The sequence below is a fragment of the Aeromicrobium sp. genome (assembly GCF_036676885.1).
Taxonomy (GTDB): domain Bacteria; phylum Actinomycetota; class Actinomycetes; order Propionibacteriales; family Nocardioidaceae; genus Aeromicrobium.
This window is the reverse complement of record NZ_JAKFCB010000004.1, coordinates 1-11,543: the sequence shown is the minus strand read 5'-3', so window position 1 is coordinate 11,543 and position 11,543 is coordinate 1. Positions and strand designations below refer to the sequence as shown.

Annotated in this window: 11 protein-coding genes; all 11 read right to left on the bottom strand. The window is 69.1% G+C overall.

All coding sequences use genetic code 11. The features are described from left to right. Positions 1-48 precede the first annotated feature (48 nt). Entirely contained in the window at positions 49-1,263 is a 1,215-nt protein-coding gene (ftsW, locus tag V6M46_RS00205; protein ID WP_332661662.1) for a putative lipid II flippase FtsW, read from the bottom strand. A 49-nt stretch (positions 1,264-1,312) separates the two neighbouring features. Continuing rightward, positions 1,313-2,770 carry a UDP-N-acetylmuramoyl-L-alanine--D-glutamate ligase gene (gene murD / locus V6M46_RS00200; protein WP_332661661.1) on the bottom strand — a complete coding sequence of 486 codons (1,458 nt, stop codon included), beginning with the start codon at positions 2,768-2,770 and terminating at the stop codon, positions 1,313-1,315. A 76-nt stretch (positions 2,771-2,846) separates the two neighbouring features. Then, a complete protein-coding gene (gene mraY / locus V6M46_RS00195) occupies positions 2,847-3,938 on the bottom strand; it encodes a phospho-N-acetylmuramoyl-pentapeptide-transferase (protein WP_332661660.1) in 1,092 nt (363 codons plus the stop codon). 53 nt (positions 3,939-3,991) lie between these two features. After that, complete coding sequence (locus V6M46_RS00190; protein ID WP_332661659.1) at positions 3,992-5,338, bottom strand: UDP-N-acetylmuramoyl-tripeptide--D-alanyl-D-alanine ligase; 1,347 nt, start codon at positions 5,336-5,338, stop codon at positions 3,992-3,994. Continuing rightward, positions 5,335-6,813, bottom strand: a complete 1,479-nt coding sequence (locus V6M46_RS00185) for a UDP-N-acetylmuramoyl-L-alanyl-D-glutamate--2,6-diaminopimelate ligase (RefSeq protein WP_332661663.1) — start codon at positions 6,811-6,813, stop codon at positions 5,335-5,337. The genes V6M46_RS00190 and V6M46_RS00185 overlap by 4 nt, the downstream gene beginning before the upstream one ends. A gap of 219 nt (positions 6,814-7,032) precedes the next feature. Continuing rightward, the gene (locus V6M46_RS00180; RefSeq protein ID WP_332661658.1) at positions 7,033-8,784 is read right to left on the bottom strand and encodes a peptidoglycan D,D-transpeptidase FtsI family protein; all 1,752 of its coding nucleotides are present in this window, start codon (positions 8,782-8,784) and stop codon (positions 7,033-7,035) included. Then, the gene (locus V6M46_RS00175) at positions 8,781-9,224 is read right to left on the bottom strand and encodes a hypothetical protein (RefSeq protein WP_332661657.1); all 444 of its coding nucleotides are present in this window, start codon (positions 9,222-9,224) and stop codon (positions 8,781-8,783) included. The genes V6M46_RS00180 and V6M46_RS00175 overlap by 4 nt, the downstream gene beginning before the upstream one ends. Further along, a complete protein-coding gene (gene rsmH / locus V6M46_RS00170) occupies positions 9,221-10,168 on the bottom strand; it encodes a 16S rRNA (cytosine(1402)-N(4))-methyltransferase RsmH (protein ID WP_332661656.1) in 948 nt (315 codons plus the stop codon). Before rsmH ends, V6M46_RS00175 begins: the two co-directional genes overlap by 4 nt. Then, complete coding sequence (locus V6M46_RS00165) at positions 10,165-10,293, bottom strand: hypothetical protein (protein ID WP_332661655.1); 129 nt, start codon at positions 10,291-10,293, stop codon at positions 10,165-10,167. Before V6M46_RS00165 ends, rsmH begins: the two co-directional genes overlap by 4 nt. Positions 10,294-10,420: 127 nt before the next feature. Next, positions 10,421-10,870, bottom strand: a complete 450-nt coding sequence (gene mraZ / locus V6M46_RS00160; protein WP_332661654.1) for a division/cell wall cluster transcriptional repressor MraZ — start codon at positions 10,868-10,870, stop codon at positions 10,421-10,423. A 203-nt stretch (positions 10,871-11,073) separates the two neighbouring features. Further along, complete coding sequence (locus tag V6M46_RS00155; protein ID WP_332661653.1) at positions 11,074-11,460, bottom strand: DUF3040 domain-containing protein; 387 nt, start codon at positions 11,458-11,460, stop codon at positions 11,074-11,076. Between the last annotated feature and the right edge of the window lie 83 nt (positions 11,461-11,543).

Genomic DNA, 11,543 nt, shown 5'->3' with positions numbered 1-11,543 from the left:
GACGTGTGACCGGCGGTCCCACCGCCGGCAAGCAACGCACGCACTGGTTCAGCTCCTCCGTGAGACTCGGCCCCGCGCACGGTTGGCGCGGCCGGCGGCAAGGGCTCGCCGGGCTCCGGGTTCGGTCTTGGCACAGTTAATCAGAACGCCCATGGCGACCAGTGTCACCAGGAGGCTCGAGCCGCCGTAGGAGATCAGGGGCAGCGGGATCCCGATGACCGGGAGCAGCCCCAGCACCATGCCGATGTTGATGACGGCCTGCGACATGATCCAGATCGTGATGCCGGCAGCGGTGTAGCGGACGAACGGGTCGTCGGTGCGGCTGGCGATGCGGATGCCGGCGAAGGCCAGCACGATGAACAGCACCAGGACGACGAACGTGCCCAGCAGACCCAGCTCCTCGCCGATGACCGAGAGGATGAAGTCGGTGTGGGCCTCCGGCAACGAGCCCCACTTCTGCCGGCTCCCGCCGAGGCCGACGCCCCAGAATCCTCCGCGGGCGAGCGCCATGCTGCTGTGGATCGACTGGAACCCGGCGTTGTCGGGATCGGCGAGCGGATCGGTGAAGTTGAGCAGGCGGGCCACCCGGTGCGGCGCCGTCGCGACGAAGAACACGAGCACGACGAAGATGCCAGCGATGACGGCGCTCATCTGCTTGGCCGGCAGCCCGGCGACCCAGAGCATCCCGCCGATCAGCGCGAACAGCACCAGGGCCGTGCCGAGGTCGTGCTGACCCACGACGAGGGCGGCGACAGCACCCGCGACCGGCACCATCGGCGTGAGGACGTAGCGCGGGGTGCCGAGGTACTTCTGCCGGCGGGCGTAGAGGTCGGCGATCCACAGGACCACCGCGAGCTTGGCGAACTCCGACGGCTGCACCTGGAAGCCGCCCGGGAGGGCCAGCCAGTTGCGGTTGCCGTTGACGTCGACGCCGATGAAGAACGTGGCACCGATGAGCGCGACGGTGCCCAGCAGGAACGGCATGATCAGCTTGCGGAGCACCCGGAGCGGGATGCGTGCCGCAATGACGGCACCGATCACCCCGAGCACGGCGAAGATCAGCTGCCGCTCGACGATCGCGAACGAGTTGCCGTAGCTCCGGAGCGCATAGACCGAGCTGGCGCTCAGCACCATGATCAGGCCCAGGCCGAGCAGCAGGGCGGTCGATCCGAGCACCAGCTGGTAGGACGCGAGGGGACGCTCGAGCGTACGCCTGGCGGCCTCGATGATCGCCGGCGATCGACGTTCGGCGGTGGAAGTCATGTACGACTGCTCCGCGTCATGATGGTCCTCTGCCTCGGGGAAGGAAGGTTCAGGATCTGTCGCGCAACCGGTGCACCGCCGCGGCGAAGCTGTCGCCCCGTGCGGAGTAGTTGCGGAACTGGTCCATGGATGCGGCACCGGGGGCCAGCAGCACGGTGTCGCCCTCACGGGCGAGCGATGCCGCGACCTCGACGACGCGATCCATGGGATCAGTCTCCCCGGTGTCGACCTCGACGACGGGCACATCAGGCGCGTGTCGCGCGAGCGCCTCGGCGACGAGTCCGCGGTCGCGGCCGACCAGAACCGCTGCTCGGAGGCGGTCACGGGTCGCGATCACGAGGTCGTCGAAGCTCGCACCCTTGGCCAGCCCGCCGGCGACCCAGACGACGTGCTCGAAGCTCTGCAGCGACGCCTGGGCGGCGTGCGTGTTGGTGGCCTTGGAGTCGTCGACCCAGCGGACTCCCCCGATGCGGGCGACCTCGGCGATGCGGTGCGCATCGGGTTTGAAGGACCGGAGCCCGTCCCGTACGGCTCGAGGAGCCACCCCGTGCGCCCGTGCCAGTGCGGCCGCGGCGAGCGCGTTGGCGACGTTGTGGGGTGCCGGGAGCTCCCCCTCGGCAGGTGCCAGGTCGTGGATGCTGCCGAGCTCGGCGGCGGTCGAGAGCCGTCCGGCGATGAAGGCGCGATCGGCGATCGCGTCGTCGACGAGGCCGATCATGCCCGGCGCGGGGATGCCGAGGGTGAAGCCGATCGCCCGGCATCCCTCGATGACGTCGGCCTCCTCGACGAGCCGCTCGGTCTCGGGCTCCTGCACGTTGTAGACGCAGGCCAGCTGCGTACGGTCGTAGATCCGCGCCTTGTCGGCGGTGTAGGGCTCCATCCCCCCGTGCCAGTCGAGATGATCGGGCGCCAGGTTGAGCACGACGCTTGCCTCGGCCGAGATCGACGAGCTCCAGTGCAGCTGATAGCTGGACAGCTCGACGGCCAGGACGTCGAACGGCTCGGGGTTCATGACCGCCTCGAGCACGGGCGTCCCGACGTTGCCGACCGCGAGCGCGTTGAGGCCCTCGGCGCGCAGGATCGACTCGAGCATCTGCACCGTCGTGGTCTTGCCGTTGGTGCCGGTCACGGCGAGCCAGGGCGCAGCGCCCTCGCCGCGCAGGCGCCAGGCGAGCTCGACCTCACCCCATACCGGGATGCCACGGCCGGCGGCCTCGACGAGGAGCGGCGTGCCGGGTCCCCAGCCAGGGGACGTGACGACCAGGTCGATGTCGTCGGGGAGGTCTGCGGTCGAGCCGGGCCCCAGGCGTACGTCGACGCCGAGGATCTCCAGGAGGGTCGCCTTCTCGCGAAGACCGTCGTCGTCGCCGTCGTCGAGCACGATGACCGAGGCGCCGAGGTGCTGCAGCGTGTCAGCGGCGGCGAACCCGCTGACGCCGAGGCCGCCGACGACGGCCCGGATGCCTTCCCACGACGACTCCCGGCCCAGGGTGTCGACGGCCGTCATGCCATGGCCCCCATGAAGAACCAACGATACGGAGGCCCCGGCATGACAGCACCCTTGTTCGCTCGCTGGCGCTCGCTCATGTGCCGGTGACCCACTCGGCGTAGAAGATGCCGAGTCCGGCCGCGACGCACAGGCCGCTGATGATCCAGAACCTGACGACGATCGTGATCTCGGCCCAGCCCAGCAGCTCGAAGTGGTGCTGGAGCGGGGCCATGCGGAAGATCCGTCTGCCCCCGCTGAGCTTGAAGAACCCGACCTGCAGGATCACCGACGCCGTGATGGCGACGAACAGGCCGCCGATGACGACCAGCAGCAGCTCGGTGCGGGTCATGAGGGCGAATCCGGCCATCGCACCGCCCAGCGACAGCGAGCCGGTGTCACCCATGAAGATCTTGGCCGGCGACGCGTTCCACCACAGGAACCCGAAGCACGCACCGGTGAGAGCGGAAGCCACCACGGCCAGGTCGAGCGGGTCACGCACCTCGTAGCACTTCGCGCCGGCGTTGATCGCCGAGCAGTTCTGGTTGCTCTGCCAGATGTTGATGATGACGAACGCGCCGAACACCATCACCGAGGCGCCCGTGGCAAGGCCGTCGAGGCCATCGGTGAGGTTCACGCCGTTGCTGGTGCCGGCGATCATCACGAGCACCCAGACCACGAGCAGGGCCGTGGGCAGCTCAGGACCGTTGAAGTCGCGTGTGAACGAGATGAAATGAGTGATCGGCGTCTCGCCGGTGTCGTCCTCCCAGCCGATCGCCAGCCAGGCGAAGATGAGCCCGACGACCACCTGGCCGATGAACTTGGCCTTGCTGCGGAGCCCGAGGTTGCGCTGCTTGAAGACCTTGATGAAGTCGTCGAGGAAGCCGATGGCGCCCAGGCCCGTGAACAGGAACAGCAGCAGCAGGGCGGACGCGCTGGGCTCCCAGCCGGGCTTGAAGTCGGTGGAGATGCCCGTGACGAGCTTGGCCGTGAAGTACGCGACGAGCACCGACGCGATGACGACGAGCCCGCCCATCGTCGGCGTGCCGCGCTTGGTGTGGTGCGACGTGGGACCGTCGTCCCGGATGAGCTGGCCATATCCCTTCTTGACCAGGACCGAAATCGCGAAACGGGTGCCGATGAGGGTCCCCAGAAGGGACAGTGCTCCTGCGATCAGGATGGCCTTCATCGGGTGACTGGTCCTTTCCCCGGGCGGTTGGGCATACTCGGTCGAGTATGCCGTCAGCCCTGCACAAGCGCGTTCGCGACCCGCTCGAGGCGGCCGCCCCTCGATGCTTTCACAAGAACCACCTCGTCCCCAGACAGGCTCGCGGACAGTGTGCGGACGGCCACATCGACATCGTCTGCGCGCACCGCGATCCCGCCGGCGCCCTCGGCGATGCCGCGAGCGCCCTCGCCGACGACCACGACCTTCGTGAAGCCGAGCTCCGCCGCGAGCCGGCCGATCTCGACGTGCGCGTCATGGCTGTCGGCGCCGAGCTCGAGCATCTCGCCCAGCACCGCGACCGCACGTCCCTCACCGATGGCCGCAATCGCGCGCAGAGCGGCCGCCATCGACTCGGGGTTGGCGTTGTAGGCGTCGTTGACCACGACGACGCCATCAGGGCGTACGTGGCGCTCCATCCGCATGGGCGACCGGGTGCCGGCCGTGGCGAGCCGCTCGGCGGCCGTCGTGAGATCCACCCCGAGCACGATCGCCGCAGCGACCGCAGCCGCTGCGTTCAGGGCGTGATACATCCCGATCAGCGGGACGTATGCCTGCACGCGCCTGCCGCCGTGCGTCAGCGTGAATCTCGGGCACCCCTCGGCGTCGACCTCGAGGTCACCGACCCGTAGGTCCCCGGTCTCACCGAACGTCACGACGGCGGCCTCGGTCCTGGTGGCCATGGCGGCGACGAGCGGGTCGTCGGCGTTGAGCACGACAACGCCGTCACTCCCGACCGCCTCCGCGAGCTCGCCCTTGGTCCGGGCGATGGCCTCGGCCGAGCCGAACTCGCCGATGTGTGCGTGTCCGACGTTGAGCACCATGCCGACGTCGGGCGGGACGATCCGGCACAGCTCCGCGATGTTGCCGATGGCGCGGGCCCCCATCTCGACGACAAGGAACCGGGTGAGCTCGTCGGCACGCAGGACCGTCAGTGGCACCCCGAGCTCGTTGTTGTAGTTGCCGGCGGTCGCGACGGTCATGCCGTCAGGCTCCAACAGCTGCGCCAGGAGGTCCTTGACGCTGGTCTTGCCGCTCGACCCGGTGATCGCGACGACCGTGAGGTCCTCGAGCTGGTCGACGACGTGGCGGGCGAGCCTGCCGAGTGCGTCGACGACGTCGTCGACGACGACCGAGGGCGCATCCACCTCGCGCGAGGCGAGCACCGCCGCCGCGCCGGCAGCGATCGACTGCGCAGCGAACTCGTGGCCGTCGGCATGCTCGCCGGCGATCGCCACGAACAGGCCGCCCGGCTCGACCGCCCGTGAGTCGATCGTGGCCGGCGCATCGACCACGATCGCGTCGTCGCCGTGGACCGTGCCACCGGTGGCCTCGGCGATCTGCCGGAGGGTCAGCGGGATCACGCCTGCTCGCCGATCAGCTCGACGAGGACCTCGTGGTCGTCGAACGGATGGATGACGCCCTTGACCTCCTGGCCACGCTCGTGCCCCTTGCCGGCGACCACGACGGTGTCGCCGAGGTGCGCCATGTGGACGGCGTGGGCGATGGCCTCACGGCGACCGGCGACCTCGATCGCGACGCCGGGGCCGGCGGCCGCACCCTCGAGGACGGCGGCACGGATCGATGCGGCGCTCTCCGTACGCGGGTTGTCGTCCGTCACGATGACGACGTCGGCGTGGCGCGCCGCGGCCTCGCCCATCAGGGGGCGCTTGCCGTGGTCCCGGTCGCCGCCGGCGCCGATCACCATGATGAGCCGCCCGGCCGTGACCGGACGGAGAGCGGTGAGCACGGCCGTGACCGCGTCGGGCTTGTGGGCGTAGTCGACGATCGCCGTGAACGGCTGCCCCGCGTCGACGCGCTCCATGCGGCCTGGCACGCCGGTGCTCGCGGCGATCCCGGCGGCGAGGTCCTTGGGATCGTGCCCGGCCTGCGACAGCGCCGCGATGACCGCCAGGGCGTTGGAGACGTTGAAGACGCCGGGCAGCGGGACCGACAGGTCGATCGCGATCTCGTCCGGTCCCAGGACCTCGAGGTCCGTGCCGAGACGGTGCGGCCGGATGTTGACGGCACGCCAGTCGGCGGGGTTGCCATCGGTGGAGAACGTGGTGACCGGAAGCGGCGTGAGCTCGCGCAGCCTGCGGCCGTGCGGGTCGTCGATGTTGATGATCGCGTGGCGCGCGTGCTCGGGCGTGAACAGCGCGGCCTTGGCGAGGAAGTAGTCCTCGAGGTCCTTGTGGAAGTCGAGGTGGTCGCGCCCGAGGTTGAGGAACACGCCGATGTCGAACGTGAATCCGTCGACGCGGCCCTGCACCAAAGCGTGGCTCGAGACCTCCATCGCGCACAGCTCGACGCCCTCCTCGCGCATGACCGCGAACAGCGCCTGGAGCTGGGGAGCCTCCGGCGTCGTCAGTGTCGAGGGCGCCGGGACCCGGCCGATCCGCGTACCGATCGTGCCGACGACGGCCGACACCCGGTCGCCGAGTGCCGCCTCGGCGAGGTAGGTCGCGGTGGTCTTGCCCTGCGTCCCGGTGATGCCGACGGTCGTGAACGCGTCGCTGGGGTTCTCGTAGAACGTGCTGCAGAGCTTCGCGAGCTCGCGGCGGGGATCGTCGACCACGATCATCGGCAGGTCCTTGACGATCGCGGAGCCCTCGGAGTCCGTCAGCACCGCGCTGGCACCGAGGTCCTTGGCAATGCCGGCGAACGCCGCTCCGTGCGAGTTGGCGCCCTGCACGGCGGCGTACAGGTCGCCGGGCTCCAGGTGCTTGGTGTTGAGCGAGATGCCGGTGACGATCGCCTCCTCCGTGGCGACGGCATCGAGCTCCGCGGCCAGCTCGGTGAGGGTCCATCGCGGCGTCTCCCGCGGCCGTACGCGCATCTCCTCGGTCACGCCCCCCAACCTATCCGCCCACGAACGCAACCCACGCGCCCGCTCGGGACGTGCCGTGCCCTCACGGACCAGCCGCACGTCCCGACCAAGCGATCACTGCGCACTTGGCCGGGTGGTCGTGACGCCAGCACAAACGCGACTACGTCGCTGGGCGCGCAGGAAGGAGTACAAGACAAAGGAGGGCGACCAACGTTGCGACGTTGGCACTTACCAGGTCTGCTTGACCTTCGGGCTCTTCGAGCCGGTGGGCGCGACGCCGAAGCGTTCCAGCGCCATCGACATGATGTCGTGGAAGACCGGTGCCGCGGTCGAGCCGCCGCCCGCGTTGCTGTACGGCTTGTCGAGCACGATGTACGTCAGGAACCGCGGGTTGTCGGCCGGTGCGAAGCCCATGAACGACACCGTGTTCTGGCCGCGGATGTAGCGGCCGGTCTGGGGGTCGACGCGCCAGGCCGTACCGGTCTTGCCGGCGACCCGGTAGCCCTTGATCGCCGCGGCGGGAGCCGTGCCGTCGGGAGCCGTGACGGCCTCCATCATGCGGGTCACGGTTGCCGCCGCGTCCTTCGAGACGACGCGCTTGGCGGGCTTGGCGGGGATCTTGGTCTCCTTGCCGTCGGCATCGCTCGTGGAGCTGACGACAGACGGCTCACACATCTTGCCGGCGTTGGCGATCGCACCGACAGCGCGCACCATCTGCATCGCGGTCACGGAGACGCCCTGACCGAACGCGATCGTCGCATGGTTGGCCTTGGTCCACTCCTTGCCGTTCTTGAGGATGCCGTCGGACTCTCCGGGAAGGTTGACGCCCGACATCTGGCCGAACCCGAACTTGCGGAAGTAGTTGTACATCACGGTGTCGCTCATCTGCTGCGAGGCGACGATCGTGCCGAGGTTCGACGACTTCGCGATGACACCGGCGGCGGTCAGGTGCAGCACGCCGTGCTTCCAGTAGTCGCCGATCTGGAAGTTGTCGATCCGCATGCCCGACGGGACCACGATCGGCGTGTCGGACGCGATCTTGCCCTGGTCGGCGAGCGCCGCCATCGTGATGGTCTTCATGACGCTGCCGGGCTCGTAGACGTTCTGTACGCCGCGCGAGACCGTGTTGGAGTCGACCATCCCGGTGCCGTCGTCGGCGTTGAACGTCGGAGCCTGCGACATCTGCACGATCTGGCACGTCTTGGTGTCCATCGTGATCGCCAGGCCCCAGTCCGAGCTCGACGCCCGCACCGCGTCGGCGAGCCGCTGGTCGGCGTACCACTGCAGGTCGCGGTCGATCGTCGTCGTGACATCGCGGCCGGGCACCATATCCGTCACGGTGCTGTCGGCCATCGGGATGCGGACGCCCGTGTTGGGGTCGATCTCGTACGTGCTGGCGCCGTCGGTGCCGGTCAGAGTCTTGTCGTACTCCTGCTCGATGCCCGCGACGCCCTTGCCGGCGCCGTTGACGTACCCGAGAAGGTTCGCCGCGAGCTTGCCGCCGGGGTAGGCGCGGAGGGTCTCCTTCTCGCTGAACACCCCGGTCATGTCGGCGTCGGCGATCGCCTTGAGCGCCTTCTTGGCCGTCCAGGCCGGGACGTCGCGGACGAGGTAGACGAAGCGGGAGTCCGGTGTGCGCAGCTTGTCGATCGTGTCGAAGTAGTCGATCCGCTTGCCGAGCTTCTCGCGCAGGATGCGGGCGATCTGCGGGGCGTTCGCCGCGGTCATCTTGGGGTCCGCCGTCAGGGTCAGTCCGTCGACGCTGGTCGCCAGCTCGGCGCCGTTGCGGTCGAGGATCGCGCCACGCGGGGCCGGGATCGTGTTCTTGGCCGTCCCGTCCTCGATGGCCTTGGCGGCGTACGCGCTGGCGTCGAGTCCCTGGATCTGGAACAGGCGGACGCCGAAGACGCCGAAGACGCCGACGACCATCGCGAGGCACACGCGCAGCCGTCGGCGGGACACGGTCCTGCCGGCGTTCACGGCGACACGCTCCGGATGTTGGTGTTGCCGGGCTTGGCCGCTTCGGGCTTGCCGAGGACCTTGCCGTCGGAGAGTCGCAGGAATGCCGGGTTGGTGTTGGGCACCATGCCGAACGCGATGGCTCGCCGCGCGACGTTCGCCGGGCTCTGGAGGCTGTCGACCTCACGGGACAGCAGCTGCTGCTGCGTCTCGAGCTCGGCCGCCCGCTCGTTGAGCCTCTGCGCCTCGAACGACTGCGCCTGCAGGACCGTGCTCAGGATGATCAGGCCGACCAGGCCGATCGACAGGATCGTGAGGACCACGACGACGAACGGTGCCTTGCGCGCCCGGCTGCGTACCGGCCGGACGAGCCGGAGCCCTGCGGCCTTGGCGCTCTCGGGCGAGAACCGGGGAGCGGGCGCAGCAGCACCACCCACGACCCGCGCCAGCTGGGGGCTCATGCCGCAATCCGCTCGACGACGCGCAGGCGTACGGACCGGGCGCGGGAGTTCTCCTCGATCTCGGCGTCGGTCGCCATCTCGGCGCCGCGCGTGACCAGGCGGAAGCGGGCCTCGTGCCCCTCCGGCACGAACGGCAGGTCGCGTGGCACGTCGGTCGTGGTGACCTCCGTGAACGCGCGCTTGGTGATGCGGTCCTCGAGCGAGTGGTAGGCCAGCACGACGACGCGGCCGCCGGGCGCCAGCAGCTCGAGCGATGCCGGCAGCGCGCGGCGGTAGACGCCGAGCTCGTCGTTGACCTCGATGCGCAGTGCCTGGAACGTCCGCTTCGCGGGGTTGCCACCGGTACGCCGTGCGGCCGCCGGGATGGAGGTACGGATGAGGTCGACGAGTCGGGCGCTGTTGGTGAACGGCTCGCGCGCCCGCTCCGCGACGACGGCGTCGGCGATCCGCTTGGCGAACTTCTCCTCGCCGTACTCCCGCAGGACCTTGGCGAGCTCGCGTGAGGTGTACGTGTTGAGGATGTCCGCGGCGGTCAGCTCGTCCTCGGGGTTCATCCGCATGTCCAGCGGCGCGTCCTGGGAGTACGCGAAGCCGCGATCGGCGAGGTCGAGCTGCATCGACGACACCCCGAGGTCGAACAGGACCCCGGAGACGGTCCGGAAGCCGGCCTCGGCGACCACGTCGGCGATCTCGTCGTAGACCGCGTGCGCGAACGTCACCCGGTCACCGAAGACGGCGAGGCGGGCCTTGGCCCGCGCGAGTGCCTCGGGGTCGCGGTCGATGCCGATGACGTGCAGGTCGGCGAAACGGGTGAGCATCGCCTCGGTGTGACCACCCAGGCCGAGCGTGGCGTCGACGACGACCGGCCGGTCGACAGCGACCGAGGGTGCCAGGAGGTCGAGGACGCGGTCGAGCAGGACGGGAACGTGGCTCGCCTCGGTCATAGGGACCCCAGGACGATTGCGATCAGGAGCGCGAGTGCGACGGAGGAACCCAGGGAGAACGCCATGAGCCGGACGCCGTCGGCAACCTCGTGCCGTACGCGCCTCGTGCCCGTGTCGATCCTCATGTCACCTCGTCCTCTCCGCTTGTCGTGCTGCCCGGCTGATGTCGTGTGGCCAGATCTGCGTCCGCTGGGTCTGACACCGGGGAAGTGATGTCAGAACCACGCGGGCGCAGATCTCGCCGCGCGACCGTCAGAAGATGCCGGGCATCACTTCCTCTGACATGTCCGCGAACGGACCTTCCTGGGCGTTCGAGAAGTCGGTCCAGCGGCCCGAGTCCCAGATCTCGATGCGGTCCATCGCCCCGACGACCGTGCAGTCGCGGTCCAGATGGGCCCACTCGCGGAGCACCGGGGGTACGGAGATCCGCCCCTGCTTGTCCGGGACCTCCGACGAAGCGCCGGAGAAGAACATGCGGGTGAAGTTGCGGGCGGCCTGGTTCGTGAACGGCGTGTCCCGGACCCGGTCGGTGAAGGCGTTGAAGGCCTCGGTCGTCCAGCCGTAGATGCAGTTCTCCTGGCCGCGGGTGAGGACGATGCCGTGCTCGAGCCGCGGGCGGAACTTGGCGGGGAGGAAGAGCCGGCCCTTGTCGTCGAGACGAGGGGTGTAGGTGCCGAAGAAGTTTGCGACATCCGGGTTCACCTCTCTCCTCCTCGCCGGTCAGTTCCTCCATTTCGCCCCACCATACCCCACGATCCCCCACTCTCTACCCGTTTTGGGCATGTTCGGGGAGATTTCTGGGGCGCCGCTCCCCGGCGTGGAGTGGCCTGGAAATGCCGTCAGGGCAAAGAAAAACCGCCCCCGAGGGGGCGGTCATGGTGAAAGTGGAGTGAAGTGGGGCAGTTCTAGCGTTCGTCGCCGTCGCGGCGGCGCTGCCAGCGCTCCTCCATGCGGTCCACGAAGGTTCCGGTCGGCTTGGGCGGCTTGCCCGAGCTCCGGGCCGGCTCCTCGTCGCTGCGGCCGATCCCCCGCTTCCAGGCATTCATGAACAGATAGGCAGTGGCGAGCATCGTGACGAATCCGACGACCCCGAGCCACGTCATGGCCGACACAGCGCCGGCGAACAGCAGGACCAGTCCGCCGATGAATCCCAGGACGGCCAGGATCGCCACGCGACGGTTGTGTGCCATGAACTTCGAGCCACGGAGGGTGGACGCGAAGTCAGGGTCTTCGGCGGCCAATGACTGCTCGAGCTGGTGGAGCAGCCGGGCCTCTTCATCAGAGAGCGGCACTTTTGCCTCCTGGATCGGGTGTTGCTACTGACAAGTCTAGGCGCGCGATCGTGTGCAGACCAGCCGAAAGCGAAGTGAAGTCC